General features: G+C 71.1%; 22 protein-coding genes. 12 read left to right on the forward strand and 10 right to left on the reverse strand.

The genetic code is table 11. From position 1 onward, the window contains the following. Nucleotides 1–596: 596 nt before the first annotated feature. Both FGD71_RS03835 and argF read left to right on the forward strand, forming a co-directional pair. Nucleotides 597–1,823 (forward strand): arginine deiminase, encoded by a 1,227-nt coding sequence (locus tag FGD71_RS03835; protein ID WP_162931016.1) that lies wholly within the window; start codon nt 597–599, stop codon nt 1,821–1,823. A 75-nt stretch (nt 1,824–1,898) separates the two neighbouring features. Then, nucleotides 1,899–2,912 (forward strand): ornithine carbamoyltransferase, encoded by a 1,014-nt coding sequence (argF, locus tag FGD71_RS03840; protein WP_119098950.1) that lies wholly within the window; start codon nt 1,899–1,901, stop codon nt 2,910–2,912. A gap of 54 nt (nt 2,913–2,966) precedes the next feature. Here the strand turns inward: argF and FGD71_RS03845 are convergent, their stop codons facing one another. Further along, nucleotides 2,967–3,425, reverse strand: coding sequence for an ATP-binding protein (locus FGD71_RS03845; protein ID WP_119098951.1), 459 nt, complete (start codon nt 3,423–3,425; stop codon nt 2,967–2,969). Between the two features lie 305 nt (nt 3,426–3,730). On the opposite strand from FGD71_RS03845, the gene FGD71_RS03850 reads away from it, so the two are divergent. Together FGD71_RS03850 and FGD71_RS03855 are read left to right on the forward strand one after the other, a co-directional pair. Beyond that, a complete protein-coding gene (locus FGD71_RS03850; protein WP_119098952.1) occupies nt 3,731–4,558 on the forward strand; it encodes an enoyl-CoA hydratase family protein in 828 nt (275 codons plus the stop codon). Next, nucleotides 4,543–6,852, forward strand: a complete 2,310-nt coding sequence (locus FGD71_RS03855; RefSeq protein ID WP_119098953.1) for a bifunctional salicylyl-CoA 5-hydroxylase/oxidoreductase — start codon at nt 4,543–4,545, stop codon at nt 6,850–6,852. Before FGD71_RS03850 ends, FGD71_RS03855 begins: the two co-directional genes overlap by 16 nt. A gap of 2 nt (nt 6,853–6,854) precedes the next feature. Here the strand turns inward: FGD71_RS03855 and FGD71_RS03860 are convergent, their stop codons facing one another. Together FGD71_RS03860 and FGD71_RS03865 are read right to left on the reverse strand one after the other, a co-directional pair. Continuing rightward, the gene (locus FGD71_RS03860) at nt 6,855–7,682 is read right to left on the reverse strand and encodes a PaaX family transcriptional regulator (protein WP_119098954.1); all 828 of its coding nucleotides are present in this window, start codon (nt 7,680–7,682) and stop codon (nt 6,855–6,857) included. A 15-nt stretch (nt 7,683–7,697) separates the two neighbouring features. Then, entirely contained in the window at nt 7,698–9,347 is a 1,650-nt protein-coding gene (locus tag FGD71_RS03865) for an AMP-binding protein (RefSeq protein WP_119098955.1), read from the reverse strand. A gap of 123 nt (nt 9,348–9,470) precedes the next feature. Here FGD71_RS03865 and FGD71_RS03870 point away from each other — a divergent pair, with 123 nt between their 5' ends. From FGD71_RS03870 to FGD71_RS03880, 3 genes are all read left to right on the forward strand, one after another. Further along, the gene (locus tag FGD71_RS03870; protein ID WP_119098956.1) at nt 9,471–10,646 is read left to right on the forward strand and encodes an acyl-CoA dehydrogenase family protein; all 1,176 of its coding nucleotides are present in this window, start codon (nt 9,471–9,473) and stop codon (nt 10,644–10,646) included. Beyond that, nucleotides 10,643–11,041 carry a RidA family protein gene (locus tag FGD71_RS03875; RefSeq protein ID WP_119098957.1) on the forward strand — a complete coding sequence of 133 codons (399 nt, stop codon included), beginning with the start codon at nt 10,643–10,645 and terminating at the stop codon, nt 11,039–11,041. The genes FGD71_RS03870 and FGD71_RS03875 overlap by 4 nt, the downstream gene beginning before the upstream one ends. Before the next feature lie 244 nt (nt 11,042–11,285). Next, on the forward strand, nt 11,286–11,999 hold the full coding sequence (locus tag FGD71_RS03880; RefSeq protein WP_420878230.1) for an alpha/beta fold hydrolase: 714 nt from the start codon (nt 11,286–11,288) through the stop codon (nt 11,997–11,999). A 71-nt stretch (nt 12,000–12,070) separates the two neighbouring features. Here the strand turns inward: FGD71_RS03880 and FGD71_RS03885 are convergent, their stop codons facing one another. After that, on the reverse strand, nt 12,071–12,283 hold the full coding sequence (locus FGD71_RS03885; RefSeq protein ID WP_119098958.1) for a DUF5999 family protein: 213 nt from the start codon (nt 12,281–12,283) through the stop codon (nt 12,071–12,073). Between the two features lie 232 nt (nt 12,284–12,515). Here FGD71_RS03885 and FGD71_RS03890 point away from each other — a divergent pair, with 232 nt between their 5' ends. Both FGD71_RS03890 and FGD71_RS03895 read left to right on the forward strand, forming a co-directional pair. Then, nucleotides 12,516–12,947, forward strand: a complete 432-nt coding sequence (locus FGD71_RS03890) for a DUF6299 family protein (protein WP_119098959.1) — start codon at nt 12,516–12,518, stop codon at nt 12,945–12,947. 148 nt (nt 12,948–13,095) lie between these two features. Further along, nucleotides 13,096–14,688 carry an FAD-dependent monooxygenase gene (locus tag FGD71_RS03895; protein ID WP_119098960.1) on the forward strand — a complete coding sequence of 531 codons (1,593 nt, stop codon included), beginning with the start codon at nt 13,096–13,098 and terminating at the stop codon, nt 14,686–14,688. A gap of 13 nt (nt 14,689–14,701) precedes the next feature. Here the strand turns inward: FGD71_RS03895 and FGD71_RS03900 are convergent, their stop codons facing one another. From FGD71_RS03900 to FGD71_RS03915, 4 genes are all read right to left on the reverse strand, one after another. Further along, on the reverse strand, nt 14,702–15,583 hold the full coding sequence (locus FGD71_RS03900; protein ID WP_119098961.1) for an alpha/beta fold hydrolase: 882 nt from the start codon (nt 15,581–15,583) through the stop codon (nt 14,702–14,704). An 86-nt stretch (nt 15,584–15,669) separates the two neighbouring features. Next, nucleotides 15,670–16,497 carry an SAM-dependent methyltransferase gene (locus tag FGD71_RS03905; protein ID WP_119098962.1) on the reverse strand — a complete coding sequence of 276 codons (828 nt, stop codon included), beginning with the start codon at nt 16,495–16,497 and terminating at the stop codon, nt 15,670–15,672. Between the two features lie 86 nt (nt 16,498–16,583). Continuing rightward, nucleotides 16,584–16,835: a DUF397 domain-containing protein gene (locus FGD71_RS03910; RefSeq protein ID WP_119098963.1), complete on the reverse strand. Its 252-nt coding sequence runs from the start codon at nt 16,833–16,835 to the stop codon at nt 16,584–16,586. Continuing rightward, the gene (locus FGD71_RS03915; protein ID WP_119098964.1) at nt 16,832–17,707 is read right to left on the reverse strand and encodes a helix-turn-helix domain-containing protein; all 876 of its coding nucleotides are present in this window, start codon (nt 17,705–17,707) and stop codon (nt 16,832–16,834) included. The genes FGD71_RS03910 and FGD71_RS03915 overlap by 4 nt, the downstream gene beginning before the upstream one ends. Nucleotides 17,708–18,026: 319 nt before the next feature. Here FGD71_RS03915 and FGD71_RS03920 point away from each other — a divergent pair, with 319 nt between their 5' ends. Then, nucleotides 18,027–18,503, forward strand: coding sequence for an ATP-binding protein (locus FGD71_RS03920; RefSeq protein WP_119098966.1), 477 nt, complete (start codon nt 18,027–18,029; stop codon nt 18,501–18,503). A 51-nt stretch (nt 18,504–18,554) separates the two neighbouring features. Here FGD71_RS03920 and FGD71_RS03925 read toward each other — a convergent pair whose 3' ends face one another. Further along, a complete protein-coding gene (locus FGD71_RS03925; RefSeq protein ID WP_119098967.1) occupies nt 18,555–19,529 on the reverse strand; it encodes a serine/threonine dehydratase in 975 nt (324 codons plus the stop codon). A 62-nt stretch (nt 19,530–19,591) separates the two neighbouring features. Between FGD71_RS03925 and FGD71_RS03930 the strand changes: the two genes are divergently transcribed. Together FGD71_RS03930 and FGD71_RS03935 are read left to right on the forward strand one after the other, a co-directional pair. Continuing rightward, nucleotides 19,592–20,242, forward strand: coding sequence for a TetR/AcrR family transcriptional regulator (locus tag FGD71_RS03930; RefSeq protein ID WP_119098968.1), 651 nt, complete (start codon nt 19,592–19,594; stop codon nt 20,240–20,242). Nucleotides 20,243–20,813: 571 nt separating this feature from the next. Next, nucleotides 20,814–22,247: a glycoside hydrolase family 43 protein gene (locus FGD71_RS03935; RefSeq protein WP_119098969.1), complete on the forward strand. Its 1,434-nt coding sequence runs from the start codon at nt 20,814–20,816 to the stop codon at nt 22,245–22,247. A gap of 292 nt (nt 22,248–22,539) precedes the next feature. On the opposite strand, the gene FGD71_RS03940 is transcribed toward FGD71_RS03935, so the two are convergent. Continuing rightward, on the reverse strand, nt 22,540–23,436 hold the full coding sequence (locus FGD71_RS03940) for a LysR substrate-binding domain-containing protein (RefSeq protein WP_119098970.1): 897 nt from the start codon (nt 23,434–23,436) through the stop codon (nt 22,540–22,542). Nucleotides 23,437–23,440 lie beyond the last annotated feature (4 nt).

Raw genomic sequence — 23,440 nt, forward strand, 5'->3', positions numbered from 1 at the left:
TGGCGGGCCAGGACGTGTTGTGGCCTGCCGGATGCGGTACCGGGTCCGGAGCCCGGGTCCGGCCGCGTGGAGCCGTGGGACGCGGTGTGGGTGTCCGGCCGTGGCCCGGGTGCGGTCTCCTGTTCGCCGCGCGGGGACGCCCGGCTTGCGACCGGCGACCGGTGGCCGGCACTGGGCCGGGCCGCCGTGCCGCCGGCTCGGCCGCGGCGATCGTGCCCCGGAGGCGGGCGCCCGCCTCCGGCGAGGAGTGATCGCGGGGCGGGGGCGAGAACGGACGACGGCGTGCCAGGACGTGTTGTGGTCTGGCGGCCGTGGAAACGCCGTCGGAGCCCGGGCCCGGCCGCATGGAGCCGTGCGACGTGCGCGGGTGTCTGGCCCTGGCCCCGCGTGCGGCACCTTGTCCGCCGCGCGGGGACGCCCGGCTCGCGACCGGCGACCAGCACCGGGCCGCGTCGTCGGCTCGGCCGCGGTGATCGTGTGCCGGAGGTGGGCGGTCGCGTCGTGTTCGCCGAGGCGGGTCTCGTCAGTGCCGTTCTCCTCCCCGGCTTCGTGTCGATCGGCGGGTGAACACGCGTCCGGGTGGTCAGGATGGAGACATGGGATTCCATGTCGACTCCGAGGCCGGGCGGCTGCGCCGCGTCATCCTGCACCGGCCGGATCTTGAGCTCAAAAGGCTCACCCCCAGCAACAAGGACGCCCTCCTCTTCGACGACGTCCTGTGGGTGCGCCGGGCGCGCGCGGAACACGACGGATTCGCGGACGTGCTGCGCGACCGCGGGGTCACCGTCCACCTCTTCGGCGACCTGCTGGCCGAGGCCCTGGAGATCCCGGCCGCGAGGGACCTCGTACTGGACCGGGTCTTCGACGAGAAGGAGTACGGGCCGCTCGCCACGGACCACCTCCGGGACGCCTTCGAGGCCATGACGGCGGGGGAGCTGGCCGAGGTCTTGGTCGGCGGGATGACCAAGCGGGAGTTCCTGGACGAACACCCGGAGCCGATGTCCGTGCGCTTCCACGTCATGGACCTCGATGACTTCCTGCTCCGGCCGCTGCCCAATCACCTCTTCACCCGGGACACCTCCGCCTGGATCTACGACGGGGTCTCCATCAACGCCATGCGCTGGCCGGCGCGGCAGCGCGAGACCGTGCACTTCGAGGCGATCTACCGGCACCACCCGCTGTTCCGGGACGAGGACTTCCACGTCTGGTCCGAGGGGCAGGCGGACTACCCCTCCACCATCGAGGGCGGCGACGTCCTCGTCATCGGCAACGGCGCGGTACTGATCGGCATGAGCGAGCGCACCACCCCGCAGGCCGTGGAGATGCTCGCCCACAAGCTGTTCGCCGCCGGGTCGGCCACGACGATCGTGGCGCTCGACATGCCCAAGCGGCGGGCCCTGATGCACCTCGACACGGTGATGACGATGGTCGACGGCGACATCTTCACGCAGTACGCGGGACTCGGCATGCTCCGCTCGTACACCATCGAACCGGGCGTGGGCGACAAGGAACTGAAGGTCACCGACCATCCGCCGGAGCACATGCACAGAGCGATCGCCGCGGCGCTCGGGCTGAGCGAGATCCGCGTGCTGACCGCCACGCAGGACGTGCACGCGGCCGAGCGCGAGCAGTGGGACGACGGCTGCAACGTCCTCGCGGTCGAGCCGGGCGTGGTCGTCGCGTACGAGCGGAACGCGACCACGAACACGCATCTGCGTAAGCAGGGCATCGAAGTGATCGAGATCCCGGGGAGCGAACTGGGGCGGGGCCGGGGCGGACCGCGCTGTATGAGCTGTCCGGTCCAGCGGGATGCGGTCCGCTGAACTGAGGCTGTATAGAAATGTGGAGCATCGTATAGAGTTCCAAGCGTCCCCTGTTTACAACCCTGGAGCGCCCCCATGGCGACAGTCGCGTACGCCCTCGCCGGCCGTCACTTCCTGAAGGAGCTGGACTTCACGGAAGGCGAGTTCCGCAGCCTGATCGAGCTCGCCGCCGAGCTGAAGGCGGCGAAGAAGGCCGGGACGGAGACCCCCCGTCTGCGGGGGCGGAACATCGCGCTGATCTTCGAGAAGACCTCGACGCGCACGCGCTGCGCGTTCGAGGTGGCGGCCGCGGACCAGGGCGCGTCGACCACGTATCTCGACCCGAGCGGCTCACAGATAGGCCACAAGGAGTCCGTGAAGGACACCGCACGTGTGCTCGGCCGGATGTACGACGCGATCCAGTACCGGGGGGACAGCCAGGCGGGCGTCGAGGAGCTGGCCGCCCACGCGGGCGTGCCCGTCTACAACGGTCTGACCGACGACTGGCACCCCACGCAGATGCTCGCCGACGTGCTCACGATGACCGAGTGCACCGCCAAGCCGCTGGGCGAGATCACCTTCTCCTACCTGGGCGACGCCCGCTTCAACATGGGCAACTCCTACCTGGTCACCGGCGCGCTGCTCGGCATGGACGTACGCATCGTCGCGCCGAAGGCGTACTGGCCCGCCGAGGAGGTCGTGACGCGGGCGCGCGAGCTCGCCGTGCGCAGCGGGGCGCGCGTCACGCTCACCGAAGACGTCGCCGAGGGGGTCGCGGGTGCCGACTTCGTCGCCACCGATGTCTGGGTCTCCATGGGTGAGCCGAAGGAGGTGTGGGACGAGCGCATCGCCGCCCTCGGCCCGTACGCGGTGACGATGGACGTCCTGCGCGCCACCGGCAACGCGGACGTCAAGTTCCTGCACTGCCTGCCCGCCTTCCATGACCTGGGCACCAAGGTGGGCCGCGAGATCCATGAGCGGCACGGCCTGGACTCGCTGGAGGTCACCGACGAGGTCTTCGAGTCGGCGCACTCGGTCGTCTTCGACGAGGCGGAGAACCGGCTGCACACGATCAAGGCGGTCCTGGTGGCGACGCTCGCCCGCCCCTGACCCTCGCCCGGCCTCTACGCCTCTCGCCCGACCTCGATACCCCTCGCCCGGCCCCTACGTCGGTTCCACCGGTCTGCGCTGCTGCGGCACCACGGGCAGTCTGAACCAGACCGCCTTGCCCGACTCCGTGCGGTGATGGCCGCAGGACGAGCTGAGGGCGCGGATCAGCAGCAGGCCGCGCCCGTGCTCCTGCCAGGGGTCCGGGTCGTCCGGGGCGGGGCGGGTGAGATTGCCGGGTGGCGTCGGGTCCGGGTCGTGGACCTCGACCTTGCAGCCGGTCGGCAGCAGTTCCACGACGAGCTCTATGGGCGCGTCGCTCTTGGTGTGCTCCACGGCGTTGGCCACCAGTTCGGCGGTGAGCAGCTCCGCCGTGTCGCTGTCGGCGGCGTGGTCGATCTCGGCCAGTGCGGTACGGACCAGTGCACGGGCGACGGGCACGGCCGCGGCGGAGTGCGGCAGGGCGATGCGCCAGGAGGCTGGGGCAGGGGGCTCGTGCAAGGCGGGTCCGTTCATGGAGCAGGTTGTCCTGCTTTCAACAATAGGGATGGTACGGCGCTACCGGGCAGGGTCGTGCACCGGGTGTTTTTTCGGGACTTCGAACTACCGGACTGCGTATGTACCCAGGTGAACGACCCGATCCGGCCCCTGCCTCCCACTGTTACGGCTCTATCGCGGACCCGTGACTCCGTGACCGCGGGGTCCGCTCGCGGTCACGGAGCCATGCCTCTGTATCGCGCACTCCTGACGACAGTCACAGAAGAGTGATAACTTCATGGAGCAGCGCAGCCCGCCGCCCCCGCCCGAGGAGGCCGCACTTCATGAGTCCCTTCACCGGCTCCGCGACCCGCACGCCCGACTGGCAGCATCTGCGCTGCGAAGTCGCCGACGGAGTCGCCACGGTCACCCTGGCCCGCCCCGAGAAGTTGAACGCGCTCACCTTCGGCGCCTACGCCGACCTGCGCGACCTGCTCGCCGAGCTGTCCCGAGAGAAGTCCGTACGCGCCCTGGTGCTGGCCGGCGAGGGACGCGGCTTCTGCTCCGGAGGTGACGTCGACGAGATCATCGGGGCCACGCTGTCGATGGACACGTCCCAGCTGCTCGACTTCAACCGGATGACCGGACAGGTCGTACGGGCCGTACGCGAGTGCCCCTTCCCGGTGGTCGCGGCGGTGCACGGGGTGGCGGCCGGCGCGGGGGCGGTGCTCGCTCTCGCGGCCGACTTCCGGGTGGCCGACCCGAGTGCCCGCTTCTCCTTCCTCTTCACCCGCGTCGGACTCTCCGGCGGCGACATGGGCGCCGCCTATCTGCTGCCCCGCGTCGTCGGGCTCGGTCACGCGACCCGGCTACTGATGCTCGGCGAGCCGGTGCGGGCGCCCGAGGCCGAGCGGATCGGGCTGATCAGCGAGCTCACCGACGAGGGCCGCGTGGACGAGGCCGCCCAGGCGCTCGCCCGCCGCCTGGCCGAGGGACCGGCACTCGCGTACGCGCAGACAAAGGCCCTGCTCACCGCCGAGCTCGACATGCCGCTCGCCGCCTCGGTGGAGCTGGACGCCTCGACCCAGGCCCTGCTCATGAACGGTGAGGACTACGCGGAGTTCCACGCGGCGTTCACGGAGAAGCGGCCGCCGAAATGGCGGGGGCGGTGACCGTGCGAGCGATGCGGGTGGCGGTGATCGGCGGCGGCCCCGGCGGCCTGTACGCCGCCGCCCTCCTCAAGCGCCTCGACCCCGCCCGCGAGATAACGGTCTGGGAGCGCAACGCACCCGACGACACCTTCGGCTTCGGCGTCGTCCTCTCCGACGAGACACTCGGCGGCATCGAGCACGCCGACCCGGTCGTGTACACGGCGCTGCGTGAGGAGTTCGTGCGCTGGGACGACATCGACATCGTGCACCGGGGCGTCCGCCACACCTCCGGCGGCCATGGCTTCGCCGCCCTCGGCCGGCGCAGGCTCCTGGAGATCCTGCACGAGCGGTGCCGCTCGCTCGGCGTCGAGCTGCGCTTCCGTACGCGCGCGCCGGACGTGGACCGCCTTTCACGGGCGTACGACCTCGTCATCGCGGCGGACGGCGTGCACAGCACCACCCGTGAGGCGTACGCCCATGTGTTCCAGCCCCAGGTGGCCGGGCACCGATGCCGCTACATCTGGCTCGCCGCCGACTTCGCCTTCGACGCCTTCCGCTTCGAGATCGCGCGAACCGAGCACGGGGTGATGCAGCTGCACGGATACCCGTACGCGGCCGACTCCTCCACCGTCATCGTCGAGATGCGCGAGGACGTGTGGGAGGCGGTGGGCTTCGCGGAGCTCGATGAGCAGGAGTCCGTCGAGCGGTGCGCCAAGCTCTTCGCCGACGCGCTCGGCGGACGGGCGCTCAGGTCCAACCGGTCCGCGTCCAACAAGTCCGCGTGGACCACCTTCCGCACCGTCGTCAACGAACGCTGGTCGCACGGCAACGTGGTGCTGCTCGGCGACGCCGCGCACACCGCGCACTTCTCCATCGGCTCCGGGACGAAGCTCGCCGTCGAGGACGCCCTGGCGCTCGCCGCCTGCCTGGAGGAGCAGCCGGGTCTCGGCGAAGCCCTCGCCGCGTACGAGGAGGAGCGGCGCCCCGTCGTCGCGTCCACGCAGCGGGCGGCACGCGCCAGCCTGGAGTGGTTCGAGAACCTGGGGCTCTATCTCGACCAGCCCGCCCGCCAGTTCGCCTTCAACCTGCTCACCCGCAGCCGCCGGGTCACCCACGACAACCTCCGGCTGCGCGACCCGCACTTCACCGAGAGCGTGGAGCGCGAGTTCGGCTGCCCGCCCGGGACGCCTCCGATGTTCACGCCGTTCCGGCTGCGCGACCTGACCCTGCGCAACCGGGTCGTGGTGTCGCCGATGGACATGTACTCGGCCGTGGACGGCGTACCCGGCGACTTCCATCTCGTCCACCTGGGCGCGCGGGCGCTCGGCGGCGCCGGTCTGGTGATGACCGAGATGGTGTGCGTGAGCGCGGCGGGCCGGATCACACCGGGCTGCGCCGGGCTCTACACCACCGAACAGGCCGATGCCTGGCGGCGCATCACCGACTTCGTGCACACGCGTTCACCCGGAACCGCCCTGGGCGTGCAGCTCGGCCACTCCGGCCGAAAGGGCTCCACCAAGCTGATGTGGGAGGGCATCGACGAGCCGCTGGAGGAGGGCAACTGGCCGCTCGTGGCCGCGTCCCCCGTCCCGTACAGGCCGGCGAACCAGACGCCGCACGAACTCACCCGAAGCCAACTGGCCGAGATCCGGGACCAGTTCACGGCAGCCGCCCGGCGGGCCGCCCACTGCGGCTTCGATCTGCTCGAACTGCACTGCGCGCACGGTTATCTGCTCTCCGGCTTCCTCTCACCCCTGACCAACCGCCGTACGGACGCCTACGGCGGGCCCCTGGAGAACCGGCTCCGCTTCCCGCTCGAAGTCTTCGACGCCGTACGCGCCGTATGGCCCGAGAACCGGCCGATGACCGTACGGATCTCCGCCACCGACTGGGCCGAGGGCGGCACCACGGCCGACGACGCCGTCTTCGCCGCCCGGGCCTTCGCCGCGCACGGCGCCGACGCGATCGACGTGTCGACGGGGCAGGTGGTTGCGGACGAGCAGCCGGAGTACGGGCGCTCGTACCAGACGCCGTACGCCGACCGGATCCGCAACGAGACCGGCATCCCGGTGATCGCGGTCGGCGCGATCTCCTCCTGGGACGACGTCAACTCACTCATCCTGGCGGGCCGTACCGACCTGTGCGCCCTCGCCCGCCCCCATCTGTACGACCCCCACTGGACGCTGCACGCGGCGGCCGAGCAGGGGTACACCGGTCCGGGCGTCGACTGGCCCGCGCCCTATCGGGCGGGCAGCCGGCCCCCGCGGACGGGACGCACGGACGCTCCGAAGCCCCGGCTCACGCTGGGGAGTTGAGGTCAGCGCCGTACGTGATCCACACCGGAGAACACCGCTCCGGCGTCCCGCAGGCGCTCGTGCAGCGCCCGGAAGACGGCCGCCGAACGGGCCCCCGGCCAGTCCGGCGGCAGCAGTGCGGGAGGCAGCCCGGGATCGGCGTACGGCAGGTGGCGCCAGGAGTCCAGGGCGAGCAGGTAGTCGCGGTACGCCTCCTTGGGAGGAGTGTCCGTCCGTGCCTCCCAGTCGTGCAGCACGCGCGCGTGGCGGTCCAGGAACGCCTCGTGCTGTTTGGCGATCGCGGCCAGGTCCCACCAGCGAGCGACCGCCTCGGCCGTCGCCGTGAAGCCCAGGTGCTCGCCGCGGAACAGCTCCACATACGCGTCGAGACGCAGCCGTTCCAGCGTATGACGGGTCTCTTCGTAGAGACGGGCCGGGGCGAGCCACACTCCGGGGGCGGCGCTTCCGAAGCCGAGGCCCGCCAGACGGGAGCGCAGCACATGCCGCTTCTGCCGTTCGGACTCCGGCACGGAGAACACGGCGAGCACCCAGCTGTCGTCCTCCGGGGGAGCCGTCGAGTAGACCCGGCGGTCGCCGTCGTCGAGCAGCTGTCGCGCGTCCGGCGACAGTACGTACCCGGCCGCGCCCGTCGCCGTACGCGCCGGCAGGAGCAGCCCGCGGCGTTTGAGCCGGGACACCGACGAGCGCACGGAGGGCGCGTCCACGCCCACCGCGGCCAGCAGCCGGATCAGCTCGGCGACCGGCACGGGGCCGGCCGCGAAGCGGCCGTACGCGCCGTAGAAGGTGACGATGAGGGACCGGGGAGTGTGCTGCTCGGACACGTTGATCATTCTAGTTGGCCGGCATCACGCCGGATCACCTCGGCCGACGCCCGTACGCAGCTTGAAGCGCTGCAGCTTCCCCGTCGCCGTACGCGGCAGCGCGTCCAGGAAGACGACTTCGCGCGGGCACTTGTACGGCGCCAGCTCGGACTTGACGAAGGCCCGCAGCGCCTCGGGGTCCCGGCGCGCTCCGGGCCGCAGCACGGCGTACGCCACCACGACCTGGCCACGCGCCTCGTCCGGCAGGCCGACGACCGCCGTCTCGACCACGTCCGGGTGACGCAGGAGCGCGTCCTCGACCTCCGGGCCCGCGACGTTGTACCCGGCCGAAATGATCATGTCGTCCGCGCGTGCGACATAGCGGAAGTAGCCGTCGGCGTCGCGCACATACGTGTCGCCGGTGATGTTCCAGCCGCCGCGTACGTACTCCGACTGGCGCGGGTCGGCGAGGTAGCGGCAGCCGACCGGGCCGCGCACGGCGAGCAGTCCGGGTTCGCCGTCGGGTACCGGGAGGCCGTTTTCGTCCTGCACGCGCGCGTGCCACCCCGGTACGGGAACGCCCGTCGTCCCCGGGCGGATGAGCTCGTCGGCCGCGGAGATGAAGATGTGCAGCAGTTCGGTGGCGCCGATGCCGTTGATGATGCGCAGGCCGGTGCGCTCGTGCCAGGCCTGCCAGGTGACGGCGGGCAGGTTCTCGCCCGCGGACACGCAACGCCGCAGCGAGGAGGTGTCGTACGCGTCCAGCTCGTCCAGCATCGCGCGGTACGCGGTCGGCGCGGTGAACAGCACCGACACACGGTGATCGGCGATCGCGGGCAGCAGTTGCCTGGGACCGGCCTGTTCGAGCAGCAGCGCGCTGGCGCCCGCGCGCATCGGGAAGACCACCAGACCGCCGAGTCCGAAGGTGAAGCCGAGCGGGGGACTGCCCGCGAAGACGTCGTCGGCGTGGGGCCGCAGGACATGGGCCGAGAAGGTGTCCGCGATCGCCAGCACATCGCGGTGGAAGTGCAGACACCCCTTGGGGCGGCCGGTCGTGCCCGACGTGAACGCGATCAGCGCCACGTCGTCGGCCGCGGTGTCCACGGCGGTGTACGGCTCGTCGGGGACGTCGCGGCGCATCCGGTTCAGCAGGTCGTCGGGGGCGTCCCCGCCGTACGTCGTGATCCGCAGCCCGGGGATCTCCGCCTTCGCGAGATCGTCCACGGACCGGATGTCGCACAGCGCGTGCCCGGCCCGCGCGATCTCGCACACCGTGGCCAGCTCGTGGGGGCGCTGCTGGGCGAGGACGGTGACGGCGACCGCGCCCGCCTTCAGGACGGCCAGCCAGCACGCGGCGAGCCACGGCGTCGTGGGCCCGCGCAGCAGGACGCGGTTGCCGGGTACCACGCCGAGGCCGGAGGTCAGGACGTGCGCGATCCCGTCGACGCGGGCGCGGAGTTCGCCGTACGTCCAGACGTCACCGGAGGCCGTACGGAAGACCGGGCGTTCCGGGGCGGCGTGGTCGAGGAGCTCGACGGCGCAGTTCAGCCGTTCGGGGTAGCGCAGCTCGGGGAGCTCGAAGCGGAGCTCGGGCCACTGGTCGGGAGGTGGGAGGTGGTCGCGCGCGAAGGTGTCCACGTGGGCGCCGGGGGTGCGGGCGGCCTCTGTCGTGTCCCTGGGGTCCGTGTGGTCCATGGCGGGTCGCCCCCTCGTCGTGGTGGGCTCGCGCATCGAGCGTATCGTGTTGGTGACGACAGTCAATGGTCCGCGATAGCCTCGCAGTGTGGCCCGGCCCGACAGGGGAGAGGGGACCGAAAAATGCCCGCATTCTCACTCGATCCGGCACACGACGCCTGGTGCGCGGAGCTCCGGGCGCTTGCCGCCGACCGTCTGCGTCCCCTGGCCGAGAAGGGCGAGCCGGGCCACGTCAATCGCCCGCTCGTCGCCGAACTGGGCCAACTGGGGCTTCTGAAGCGCCTGTTCACGTCCGGAGCGCTCGAACTGTGCCTGATGCGAGAGTCCCTCGCCTACGCCTGCACGGAGGCGGAAACCGCCCTCGCCCTCCAGGGCCTGGGCGCCCACCCGATCCACGCCAACGGCACCGCCGCCCAACGCGACCGCTGGCTGCCGCGCGTGACCGAGGGCACGGCAGTGGCGGCCTTCGCCCTGAGCGAGCCGGGCGCGGGCTCGGACGCGGCGGCGCTTGCCCTCCGGGCGGATGCCGAAGCCCCCGTGGGCGCCGAGCCCGACGGCGCCCACCGCTGGCGGCTCACCGGCGAGAAGTGCTGGATCTCCAACGCCCCCGAAGCCGACTTCTACACCGTCTTCGCCCGCACCACACCCGACACGGGCGCCCGCGGAGTGACCGCCTTCCTGGTGCCGGCCGACCGCCCGGGGGTCACCGGAACCCCCCTCGACATGCTCTCCCCGCATCCCATCGGCGCCCTGGTCTTCGACGCGGTGCCGGTGAGCGCGGACGACGTGCTGGGTGAACCCGACCGGGGCTTCCGTGTCGCGATGAACACGCTCAACCTCTTCCGGCCGAGCGTGGGCGCCTTCGCCGTCGGGATGGCACAGGCCGCGCTGGACGCCACTCTCCGGCATACGGCCGGGCGGGAGGCGTTCGGCGGCAAGTTGAGCGACCTGCAGACCGTGGCACACCAGGTCGCCGAGATGGCTCTGCGGGCGGAGGCGGCTCGCCTGATGGTCTACGCGGCAGCGGCGGCGTACGACGAGGGCGCCCCGGACGTGCCGAAACGGGCCGCGATGGCGAAGCTGCTCGCCACCGAGACCGCCCAGTACGTCGTCGACACGGCCGTCCAGCTGCACGGCGCCCGCGCACTGCGCCGCGGTCACCTGCTCGAACACCTCTACCGCGAGGTGCGCGCCCCCCGGATCTATGAGGGCGCGAGTGAGGTCCAACGAGCCGTCATCGCCAAGGAGTTGTACCGCGAGGAGCGGCGCGCCGCAGGCGTGGAGGGGGAGCACGCATGACCGCCGAGCGCGTCAACCCGCCCGACCTCTCCCCGCCCACCGGCTTCTCGCACGCCGTCATCACCACCGGTTCCCGCGTCGTCTACCTCGCGGGCCAGACCGCACTCGACACCGAGGGAAAGATCGTCGGCACCACGCTCCCCGAGCAGTTCGAGCGGGCGCTGACCAACCTCCTCACCGCCCTGCGCGCGGCCGGAGGCAACCCCGGCGACCTCGCCCGCGTCACCGTCTACACCACCGACGTCGACGACTACCGCGCCCACGCCCCCGAACTCGGCCGTATCTGGCGGACGTCGGCGGGACGCGAGTACCCGGCGATGGCGGTGATCGGAGTCGTGCGACTGTGGGACACACAGGCCCTGGTAGAGCTTGACGGGGTCGCCGTCCTCCCCTGACGTTCCGCGTGTCTTGGGCCGACGAGGGGCCGAGGGGGTTGGGGGTGCGGCTGGGTGCGGCTTGCGCACCATAGACCTGAGGCAGCTTCGAGCATGCCGGACATCGCACTCGCCGCGGAGACCATCGAGTACGAGGACACGGGCGGCCCCGGCCCCGTCGTGGTCCTCCTGCACGGCCTGGTCCTCCCCCACTCTCGACTTCGCTCGAGCGGGAGGTGCCCCCACCGCCACCGTCTGGCGCAAGGTGATCGCGGACCTGAGCGCGGACCGCCGGGGCATCGCCCCGACGCTGCCGTACGGCGCTCACCGCCGGCCCATGGACCGTCCGATCTCGCCGGACGTCGTCAACGACATGGTCGTGGAGTTCCTGGACCATGTGGATCTGCGGGACGTCACGCTCGTGGAGAGCGACTGCGGCCGCGCCCAGACCGTGGCCGCGCGCCACCCGGAGCGCCTGGCGCGGCTCGTACTCATCTCCTGCGAGGCCTTCGACAACTATCCGCCGGGTCTGCCCGGAAAGATGATCGCGCTCGCCTGCATGGTGCCGGGCGGCATCCCGCTCATGATTCGCACCCTGGGACTGAAGCCGTTGCGCCGGCTGCCCGTCGGGATCGGCGCGCTCACCAAGCGGCCCGTGCCGGACGAGATCGTCGACGGCTGGCTGCGACCGCTGCGGACGGACAAGGCGATCCGCCGGGACTTCCGCCGCTACGGCACGACCATCCGTAAGAACGAACTCCTCGAAGCCGCCGAAGGATTGCGGAAGTTCGACAAGCCCGCGCTCGTCGTCTGGGCGACCGAGGATCTGATGATGCCGCGCGAGCACGGTCGGCGCCTGGCCGAACTCCTGCCGCGGGGGCGTCTGCTGGAGATCGAGGACTCACGGACACTGATCGCCGAGGATCAGCCGGAGCAACTCGCCTCCGCCCTGAGGGAGTTCATCGGCGAGAATCGCTGACCGCAGCCAGGTGGCAGACCGCAGTCAGGGTGGTCTGCCCCAGTCAGGTGGTCGACCGGCGACGTCAATCCTCAGGCAGCCATGCCCAGTTGCTCGACGGGCACGCGATGCGGGGCGACGACACGGCCGTCGGGCAGCAGCGCGCCCGTGTCGTCGAAGACGATCGCGCCGTCGCACAGCAGGTACCAGCCCTGCTCGGGGTGGGCGGCGACGATGTGCGCGGTGTCGCGGCCTGAGAGGTCGAGGCGGTCGGGCGACGGGCAAGAAGGCCGGCGAGAACACATGGCGCACCTCCACGTGCGACGGGTTCGGCGGCGTGGTCGCCGCCTCGCATAGGTAGACGATGCTCCGGCCGAGGACTCATCGGAACCGCTGTCCGTGAAGCGTGACAACACGCGGACAACTCCCGGACGTCGCCGAGACGGACGACGCGGACACGCCACCAATCAGGTGACGGTCACGGCCGTGACGACCCCTGCCCGGTTGAGTGGAGCCCCCGCTCAAGGAGGTACTCCGATGTCCCTGCGTCACATCGCCGGCGTGGCCGCCGGGTCCGCGCTGCTGATGCTCCCCGCCCCGTCCGCCGAGGCTCTCGCCGCCCCCGACGAATCGGTGACCGTCGACCGCGTCGGCACCCTCACGCGCCACGGCACCGTCACGCTCACCGGCACCTACCGCTGCACGGACAGCCAGGGCCCCGTCTTCGTGACCACCGCCCTGCGCCAGGGCGAGCATGGTGTACGGCGAGGAATCGGCGGCACCCGCGCGGTCTGCGACGGTGAGGAACACCGCTGGACGAACACCGCCCGCACGGGGCGTGGCCGCTTCCAGCCGGGCTCGGCCCGCGTCGATGCCGCCGTGCTGGAACTGGGCGTCGGAGGCTGGCCCCTCCCGGTGCCGTACGTCCACGCGACCCGAACGCAGATCATCGTGCTCAGCCAGGGCTGAGGGCCGGGGCTGAGGGCCGGGTCGAGGGCCGTCAGAGCCGAGGCCACGTCCGGCCCAGGCCGCCTACGGGAGCCGCCGCCCCACTCATGAGGGACGGCGGCTCCCAGGCGCTTCGGCACGCGCACGGCTCCGGCACTACCGTTGACCCATGAGGCCGTCGCCCGATGTGCTGGTGGTGGGTGCGGGGCCCACGGGCCTCGCTCTCGCCGCGCAACTGCGTGCCCACGGGACCGGGTTCCGGATCGTCGACCGCTCGCTCGACCGCGTGCACGAGTCGCGGGCGCTGGCCATCCAGCCCCGCACGCTGGAGGCGCTGGCAGGGTTCGGGGTGACGGAGGAACTGGTCGCCCGAGGGAATCCGGCGATGCGGGTGCGGATGCATCTGCCGGGGCGCGAGGTGCGGCTGCCCCTGTTCGACATCGGCTGCAAGGACACCCCGTACCCGTTCCTGCTGTTCCTCTCGCAGGCCGAGACCGAGCGCGTCCTCGCGGAGCACCTGGCCGCTCACGACGTGCCGGTCGAACGCGGTACGGAGCTGGTGCGCCTGGAACGCGAGAACGGGGGCGTCCGCTGCCGGCTCCGGGGCCGGGACGGTGCGGAGGAGACCGTGCGCGCCCGCTACGTCGTCGGCTGCGACGGGGCCCACAGCACCGTGCGAGATCAGTCGGGCATCGGCTTCGAGGGATACGCCTATCCGCAGACGTTCCTGCTCGCCGATCTGGAGGTCGACGGACTGGAGCCAGGGTCCGTGCATACGTACATGAGGGCGGCCGGGATGCTGCTCTTCTTCCCGCTCGGTGCGCCGGCAGGCTGGCGCATGCTCGCGATGCGGCCTCCCGGCACGCCGGATGCCGAGGTGACGCTGGAGCTCCTGCAGGACATCGTCGACCGGTACACAGCCGGAGACGCAGACAAGGCGGCCCGGACCGCCCGGACCGCCCGGACCGCTGGGACTGCCGGGGCTGCCGGAACTGACCGGCTGGTGCTGCGCGATCCCGTCTGGATGACCGACTTCCGGCTGCACAACCGCGGGGCCGCCCACTACCGGGCGGGGCCGTGCTTCCTGGCCGGGGACGCGGCCCACATCCACAGCCCGGCCGGCGCCCAGGGCATGAACACCGGTATCCAGGACGCGCTCAACCTGGGCTGGAAGCTCGCCCTCGTCTGCCGGGGTGTCGCGCCGGAGGAACTGCTGGAGACGTATGAGGCCGAGCGGGCCCCGGTCGGCCGCACCGTCCGGCGCTTCACCGACCGGGCCTTCACCGTCGGCACCAGCGGCAACCCCGTCATCCGCCTCGCCCGCACCCGACTCGCCCCGCGCCTGGCTCCGTTGGCGCTGCGCGTGACCGCTCTTCGCGGGCGCGTGTTCCGTACGGTCTCCGAGCTCGGCATCCACTACCGGCGCAGCCCGGCTTCCCGCGCGGGTTCGCGTTCGCCCACCAGGGGTCCGAGAGCGGGGGACCGGCTGCCCGACCTGCCGCGCGGGCTCCAGGCCAAGGTCGCCGGGCCGGGCTGGCACCTGCTGCTGGCCGGGCCTGCCGGTTTCTGGCCCGAGCAGCGGCTGGCCCCGCTCCTGCGCGGCCGCGACAGCCTGGTCACCGTGCACAGTCTCGGCACACAGAGCCCCTGGCCAGGCGTCGCCCACGGCCTCGTACGCCCCGACGGCTACCTCGGCCTGGTGGCACGCGGAGCCCAGCTGGAGGATCTGCGCGCCTATCTCGACCGCTGGCTCCCGGTCTGAGGCACCGCCGGATTCATCCGTGCTCGGCGGGCGACCGGGCGGGCGCCCGCCCCAGGAACTCCGCGGTGGTCGCCACGAAGCGGTCGGCGTCGTCGAGCCAGGGGAAGTGTCCGGCTCCGGACTGCACGACGAGCTCGGCGTTCGGGAACAGCTCGGCGAACTCGGCCACCGCGCGAGGCGGGGCTCCCGGATCGACCTCCCCGGCGAGCAGCAGCACCGGCGGTGTGAACCGGGCGAGCGCCGTGCGCGTGTCGTCCGGATCGAAAGCGCCTTCGGCGCCGAAGGCGGCCACGACCTCCCTGTTCATCTGCTCGTCCTCGGCGGCGTGATGGGCCTGCGCCGCCGCGTCCCAGCGGCCGTAGGAGAACGCCGCGACGGCCTGCCAGGCGTCGTCAGTGGCCCGGCCCGCCACGATCGCCTCCAGGGCCGCGAACGCCGCCGGGAACCACGGCTCGCCCCGGCGAAGCCGCGCGGCCTCCAGCCGGAGGTCTCCGGTGATCGCGATTCCGACGGCCCTGACGCTCGGCGCGATCAGCGCGAGCTTCCCGACGCGTCCGGGATGGCGGCCGACGTGGAGCGCGGCCAGATTCGCGCCGCCGGAATGCGCGAGCAGGTCCATCCGGTCCAGGCCCAGGTGCTCGCGCAGCGCCTCCACGTCCTCGACGAGCCGGTCGCAGCGGCAGGAGGCGAGGTCCTCCGGCAGCGCGGATCGGCCCGTGCCCCGCAGATCCAGCATGACCAACTGCCGGTGCGCGGACAGGCCGCCGAGGTCACCGAGGTAAACGGAGTCCTGCGGTCCTCCGGGCAGACAGACCACCGGAGGGACCCCCGGGGGGCCTTCTCCGAACACGTGGTAGGCGATCTTGATTCCGTCATGCGCGGAGAAGGTGGGCATGGCCGAAGAGCCTGTCAGCGGTGTCCGGAGGGAGCAACTGGTTACCCCCGCGCGAAGGTAGTGCCGGAGAAGGTGGCGCTACGGCGCTACGGCTTGATCCCCACCCCGGTCCACAGGCTGACCTGGGCGTCCGTCGGCTGCTCCGTTGCCGCGGCGGTGCCGTCCGGGGCGTCGGGACGCCACCGGTGGCCGACGGTGATGCCGGGCTCCAGCAGTCGCAGCCCGGCGAAGAAGCGGCCGACATCCTGCTGGGAGCGGAACTGCACGGGCGTTCCGGCGTTCGTGTATATCTCGGTGACCTTTTCCCAGGTGGACGGGTCGAAGTCGGGCGTGCAGTGGCTCAGGGCGAGGGCGCTTCCCGAGGGGAGGGCGCTCAGCAGCCGGTCGACGATTCCGTACGGGTCCTGGGCGTCGGTGACGAAGTGCATGAGGGCGTTCAGGGACAGCGCCACCGGCTGGCTCAGGTCCAGGACCTCGGCCAGTTCGGGGGCGTCCAGGAGCCCCTCGGGCTGGTTGACGTCCGCCTCGATGTAGGTGGTGCGCCCCTGGGGTGTGCTGCGCATCAGGCGCTCGGCGTACTTGAGGACGAGCGGATCGTTGTCGGCGTAGACCACCTTGGCCTCGGGGACCACGGCCTGGGCCACCTGGTGCAGATTCGGCTCGGTGGGGATGCCGGTGCCGATGTCCAGCCACTGCCGGATGCCGTGTTCCTGCGCGAGGACCCGGGTGGCCCGGTGCATGAACGCCCGGTTCTCCCGTGCGCACACGAAGATGCCGGGATACGCCGCCGCGACGGTCTCGGCCGCCTCCTTGTCGACCTCGAAGTGGTCCTTGCCTCCGAGGTAGTAGTCGTACATGCGCGCGGAGTGCGGCCTGCTGGTGTCGAGGTCACGAGCGGTGTGGGGGGTGCTCATGGTGTCCCTTTCCTGGTGTGCGTGGGCGTGCCGGGCAGGTCGTGGCCGGGGCCGGCCCGCTCCCACCCGTTGGTGGCGGGCCTGGTTCAGCCGGCCGTCAGATGATCGGCGAGGCCCTTCTTGATCCCGGCGACGAACGCGGTGATCTCCTCCGGCGTGTAGATCAGCGCGGGGCCGGCGGGATCCTTCGACTGCCGCAGGGCCACGCGGCCGTCGGCGAGCTGCTTCGTCTCCACGCACTGGCCTCCGTTGGGACCGCTCCACGGGCACTCCCAGCCCTGCTCGCCGAGGTCCGACGCGGGCATCCCGTTGTAGACACGGCGGTCGGTGATCGTCATGAGTACTCCTTGCGCATGCGGTTCAACAGGGCCTTGCTGTCCGCGGACGAGGTCTGCAAGGACAACCGGCTGTGCGCCTCGAGATGGGCTGCGACGTCGGAGCGCTGGTCGAGGTACATGGAGGCGGAGAGGATCTCGCTGTAGACGATGTCGGGCAGCTCCGGTTCCTCGAACCGGAAGTAGGTGAAGGGGGCGCACGCACCGACGTGGGCACCCGCGGAGAACGGCACGATGTCGACGCTGACGTGGTCCAGCTCCGAGACCTCCAGGAGCCGGTCGATCTGCCCCCGCATCACCTCCGCGCCGCCCACCTCCCGGTGCAGGACGGCCTCCTCCATCACCACCCACAGCGTCGGCGCGTCGGATCTCTCCAGCAGGCTCTGGCGCCGCAGTCGCAGATCGACTCGCCGCTCCAGGTCCGCCGTACTGTCGCGGGGGAAGCCCGCACGCAGGAGGGCGTGCGCGTATCCGTGCGTCTGCAGCAGCCCCGTGACGTAGTGGGGTTCATAGGTGCGCAGGGTCTTGGCGCCGGTCTCCAGGCTCACGTAGGCGGTGAACCAGCTGGGCAGCACATCGCGGTACGTGTGCCACCAGCCCGGCTTGTTGGCCCGCTCGGCCAGGGCGACGAACTCGTCGATCTCCTGCTGACCGGCCCCGTAGGTCTGCAGCAACTTCTCGACGTAGAGGGGCTTCAGGGCGACCTCCGCCTTCTCCAGGCGGCGGATGGTCAGAGGCTTCACCCGAAGGGCCTTCGCGGCGGCGTCCAGAGACACGCCCGCTTCCTGCCGCATCTCCTGCAGCCGCTTGCCCAGGATCATGCGGAGAACGGTGGGTGCACTGGTGCCTGTGCTGCCCGAACGCGCCTCGCTCACGGTGTACCTCCTGACGGGCTGTCATCCATGCTGACTCTGACAGGGACTTGCTGATGGCACCAGACGGATATCGACTTCCTGAAATTATCAGGAGAGAGGTTGCATGTTGAACGGAACAGCAAGCATAGTGACAGCGTGATCGATCTCACCGACCGCGACGGCAGTCGCCGCCAACTCCCGGAAGCACTCCGGGATTTGGCACGTGTCACCGTGGTCGGCAACGGCACCAGCTGCCCCGCCGACCGGCCCCCACGCCGGCCCGGCGAGGCTCCCCCCACAGCTCCTCGCACTGCCCGTCCCTCGACGGAAGGCGACCACCGTGCCCTCCCTCACGTCCCCTGCCTCCCCTCCCTCCCCCCAACTCCCGGGAGGGGCTGCCACCGACAGAGTCCACTGGTTCGAACTCCCGGCCCGCCAGGCCGGTGTGCGTGAAGCCCGTTGCGTGATGGGCGAGAAACTGCGCAGATGGCGGCTCCCCGAGGAGGTGTGCCAGGACGCGGTCCTGATCCTGTCGGAACTGGTCACCAACGCGATACGCCACACGTCCAGTTCCCGGATCCACTGCTGCGTCGGACTCACCGCGGACGGATCGGTCCACCTCGAGGTGCACGATCAGGCCATCACGCCGCGGAGCCTGCCCCCACGCAACCCCGGCCCCGACGACGAATGCGGGCGCGGCCTGTTACTCGTTCAGCACATCGCCGAGAGATGGGGCGCCGAACGCTCCTCTTTCACCGGGGGGAACGCCGTGTGGGCGGCACTCGCGCGTCCTTCCGCGAGTGCCGCCGGCGCATGAGCCCTTGAGGCGGGCGGGCCTGGATCCCTGCGTCGCCCAGTCGGTGCCGGGTCAGTGGACCAGGTCGCCGGGGTCGGTGTTGGCGCCGCAGAGGACTATGGCGACCTTCTCGCCGGGGCCGGGGACGTACGCGGCGTCGGGGCCGGTGAGCGCGGCTAGGGCGGTGGCCGCGGCGTGCTCGACCGCCACTCTGCGGTGGTCCCACAGGGCCTGGCGGGTGCGGATGATCTCGCTGTCGGTGACGAGGACGGAGTGCACACCGTCCTGCTGGGCGGCGTGCAGCGCCATCGCGGACGCGCGGCGCGCGCCGAGGGAGTCGGAGGCGACGGAGTCCACGGTGACGTCGACCGGGCGCCCGGCCTCGATCGCGGCGTTGAGTGCGCGGCAGTTCTCCGGCTCGACGGCGATGGCGCGGATGCCGTGATGCCGGGCGGCGGTGGCCACGCCGGTGAACAGTCCGCCGCCGCCGACAGCGACCACGACCGTGTCCAGGCCGGGGATCCGGTCGCGGATCTCTTCCAGCAGCGTGCCCGCCCCGGCGGCGATCAGCGGGTGGTCGTAGGCGTGCGAGGAGAGCGCGCCGGTGGTGGCGGCGAAGTCCTGGCAGGCGGCGGCGGCATCGGCGTACTCCGTGCCGACCAGGCGGACGTCGGCGCCGTAGGAGCGCAGCTTGGCCACCTTCACCGCGGGAGCGGTGGTGGGGAGGAAGACGGTCGCGGTGATGCCCTGCTGCTGGGCGGCCCAGGCGCAGCCCAGCCCGGCGTTGCCGCCGGAGGCGATGGTCACCCCGGCGTCGGGGAGGGCGCCGGCGTCGCGGTGGGCCTGGATGAAGTTCTGTGCGCCGCGGGCCTTGAAGGAGCCGGTGTGCTGCATGTACTCCAACGCCAGCCAGACCTCGCACGGTTCCGGCCCGCCGTCGGCGGTGCGGATCGCACCGGGATCGACGGGGGCGAGTGCGACGGGGCGGACGCGCCCGGAGATCCGTTCGGTGGCGGCCTTGATGTCGCCGTAGGTGAGCTGGTCCATCGCGGAGCTCCTGCCGACCGTGTGCCTACCGTTTCGATACACCGTACCGTACAGTGACCCACATGCCACGGCACTCCCTTTCCCTGGACCGCGCGACCCCCGGCCGCATCGCCGAGGCCGCCCTGGCGCTGGTCGACGAGGGTGGCCCCGAGGCGCTGACCTTCCGCGCCTTGGCCGCGCGGCTGGACATCTCCCTCGCCTCGCTCCAGCGCCGCTGCACCGACCTGGCCGGGTTGCTGGACCTGTGCACCGACCACCTGGCCGCTCGCCTGCCCGACATCGAACCGGGCGCCGACTGGGCCACCGCGACCGAAACGCGGTTCACCGCGCTGTACCGGCTGCTGGCCGCCCATCCGGGCTTGGTCGCGCTGCGCGGTACCCGCCCCTGGCTCGGCCCGAACCTGCTGGCTCGCCTGGCCGAGCCGCAGCTCGCCGACAACCTCGCGGCCGGGATGACCCCCGAGGAGGCGATCACCGCCTATCGGCGGATGTACCTGCTCACCCTCGGCAGCGCGAGCTTCGTGGACCACCGGGAGCCCAAGGCCGCCCAGGCGGCCACCCGCACCGCGCTGGCCGCGCTCGATCCCGAGGAGTTCCCGGCACTGACCGGCCACCTGGCCGCGATCGTGCCCGCCGTGGTCGACCACGAGGTCTACTACGGGGCACTGCGCCAGCTCATCCACGCCGCCGCCCCGGCACGGACGGCGACCTGACCGGCAGCGAAGTCAAGCTGACGGCGCGTCAGCAGGGTCCCAGCCGTCGGCAGGGCGTGGCGTGAGGCCACCCGCGTGGCGAGAACAACGAGTTCGGCAGCTGATGAGTGTGTGGAATGTGCCGCTGGTCGGCTTGTGGAGTCGCCGCCGCGTCAACACCCGGTGATGGGCGGCGTACGAAACACTTTCGGAAACGCGCTGGTGGCATGGCGGCGCCGCGTCCTAACCGCGCGTCGCGGGCAACTGCCTCGCCGCAAAGGCCAACGGATCGCCGGTGCAACTGTGGACAGCTCTGGGCAACGCCACCCAGAGGTGGAGCCGAGTGTAGGTGTCGCCAGCGAGGGGACGCCGCGAGCGCGCAAATTATTTGGCGCCAAACTGGCCGGTTCCATTGACGGGCTCTTGATCGAAACCTATCTTCTGGTCGAAGTTGCGCACAGTGTTCGAGATTTCGAACTGATCGCTTCGCTGATCAGCCCAGCCGTCCTGCCCCAACGGCACGGAGACCGAGCCTCACCCCTCGACCTCACTCTCACCCGATCATGGCACTTGTAGAAAGACGGGAATGCACATGTCCGCGGTTCTCGCTCGGCTGGCAGCGATGTTGGTCGCCGCCTGTCTGCTCTTCACAGCCCAAGTCGTGACCACACCTCAACGGGCCGCAGCCGCGGACCCGGGCTACCTGATGACGCACTTCATCGGGGAGGGTGCGACCGGTCAGCAGATCTACTTCTCCCACAGCGCGGACGGCCTGAACTGGACCGACCTCAACGGCGGCGGGATGACTCTGCGCTCCACGGTGGGCACGCGCGGGGTGCGCGACCCCGCACTGGTCCGCTCTCCGGGCGGTGACCGGTACTGGATCATCGCGACCGACCTGTGCATCGGCTGCGGGCAGTCGTGGGGGGACTCCATGTCCAACGGCAGCCGCAACCTCGTGGTGTGGGAGTCGACAGACCTCGTCAACTGGTCGGCGCCGCGGCTGCTCAACGTCGCCGGCGCCATCCCCGACGGGCGCAACGCGTGGGCGCCGGAGGCGATCTGGAACCCCGCGACCAACGACTACGTCCTGTACTGGGCGACGAACGCGACGCTCAACGGCGTGCTGAAGCACCGCATCTACTACGCACGCACGACGGACTTCCGCACCATCACCACCCCGCAGCTCTACATCGACCGCCCCGGCACTCAGAACATCATCGACACCCAGATCGTCGAGATGCCGGCAGGTGTCGGCAACTACCGCTACGTGCGGTCCTCCGGCGACGGCCAGATCACGATCGAAGGCAGCAACTCGATCCTGGGAACGTGGACCAACCTCGGCAACCTCTCCGGCATCGGCCTGACCGGTTCCCAGGTCGAAGGCCCGATGTGGATGAAGTTCAGGGACCGCAACGAGTGGGCCCTGTACCTCGACCAGTACGCATCGGGCCGCGGTTACATGCCGGTCCTGACGACCAACCCGTCCAGCTCCGGCACCTACCGGCTCCCGGCGTCGGGAAGCTACAACATGGGCGGCACCAAGAAGCGCCACGGCTCGATCCTGAACCTCACGGCCGCCGAGGAGAGCCGCGTACAGGCCCGCTGGCCCAACACGGCGGTCAACCGGCTGCAGTCGTTCAACTTCCAGGACCGGTACGTGCGGCACGCCAACCTCGACGTGCGCATCGACCCCAACGTCAGCCCCGCCCAGGACGCCCAGTTCCGGGTGAGGAACGGCCTGGCGGGCTCCGGCACCGTCTCCTTCGAGTCGGTGAACTTCCCCGGGTACTTCCTGCGGCACGCCGGATTCGACTTCCAACTGGCCTACAACGACGGCACCTCCGCGTTCGCCGGGGACGCCACCTTCCGCAAGGTCGCCGGGCTCGCCGACTCGGCCTGGTCGTCGTTCCAGTCGTACAACTACCCCGACCGGTACATCCGCCACTACGCGTACCAGCTGCGTCTCGACCCGATCACCACCGCGACAGAGCGCAGCGACGCCACCTTCCGGGTGACGAGCTGACCTGACAGGGATGCCGGCGCCTCACGGCGGACTCCCACCTCCGCCCGCCCTCCAGGGGCAGGCGCCGGCATCCCGCCAATCGGCGTTCCTGGTAGCGCTGGTTGTGGGTGCGGGGTCGCACCCGCGCAGAGGGCCGAAGCGGCGGAAGCACCCATGGACGATCACCGGAGAGCAGGTGCTGCTGTCCACCCCGGAGTTCGCCTGGGAGAAGCAAGGGTTGACGTCAACGAGGGCCCGGCGGTCCTGCAGAAGAACGGCAAGGTCTACTTCCCCGACCGCTACATCCGGCCCGTCACGTGGGCCCTTGTGCCGCGGTCAGGCGCGTCGCGAGCGCGGTAAGGCGCTCGACCAGTGCGTCGGGTTCGGATCTGGTCATGGCGGTGAGCTCGATGGTCGCCGTTCCGTGACTCAGTGGTCTGAACCCGACGGCCGGCCGCGTCCCGGACGCCGCGGCGGGCACGACGGTGACGCCGAGGCCGCACTCGACCATGGCGATCTGGGAGGTCACCGACCGCGCCCAGTGAGCCGGGACGGGGCTGAAGCCGGCGGTCCGGCACATGGCCGCCATCGCGTCGTGGTAGTCGGGCGAGATGTGCCGGTGGAGCCACACCCACGTGTCGCCCGCGAGCTCCGCCAGATCCAGTGGGCCCGCAGATCCGGCTGCGGGGTGGTCGGCGGGGAGCGCCGCGACGAACCGGTCGACGAAGAGCGAAGTCGCCGTGGTGCCCCGTACCGGGGCGGTCTGGCGCACGATCGCCCAGTCGAGCGTCCGGTCCAGCAGTCCGGCCCCGGCCTCGTGCGTGTCGATCTCCTGCGTACGGATCTCGATGTCCGGCTGCGCCTCGTGGAACCGCTCGAGTACGAGCGGCAGGGGCCAGGAGAACGCCGAGGCCACGGCGCCCAGGCTCAGCCGCCCGCCACGCCCGGTGGCCGCGTGCCGAGCGGCGATCTCGGCGTCCTCGGCCTGGCGGATCAGCGCTCGGCACCGCTCCAGGAACACGGCGCCGGCCGTACTGAGGGCGACCGACCGCTGGGTGCGGTGCAACAGCTCGAAACCCAGCTGCCGTTCGAGCTGCTTGATCGCCTGGGACAGCGGCGGCTGGGACATCCGCAGCCGCTGCGCCGCCCGGCCGAAGTGCAGTTCCTCGGCCACCGTGACGAAGTAACGCGCCTGCCGGATCTCGACCATGATT

It is taken from the genome of Streptomyces sporangiiformans, from assembly GCF_005768555.2.
Taxonomy (GTDB): Bacteria; Actinomycetota; Actinomycetes; order Streptomycetales; family Streptomycetaceae; genus Streptomyces; species Streptomyces sporangiiformans.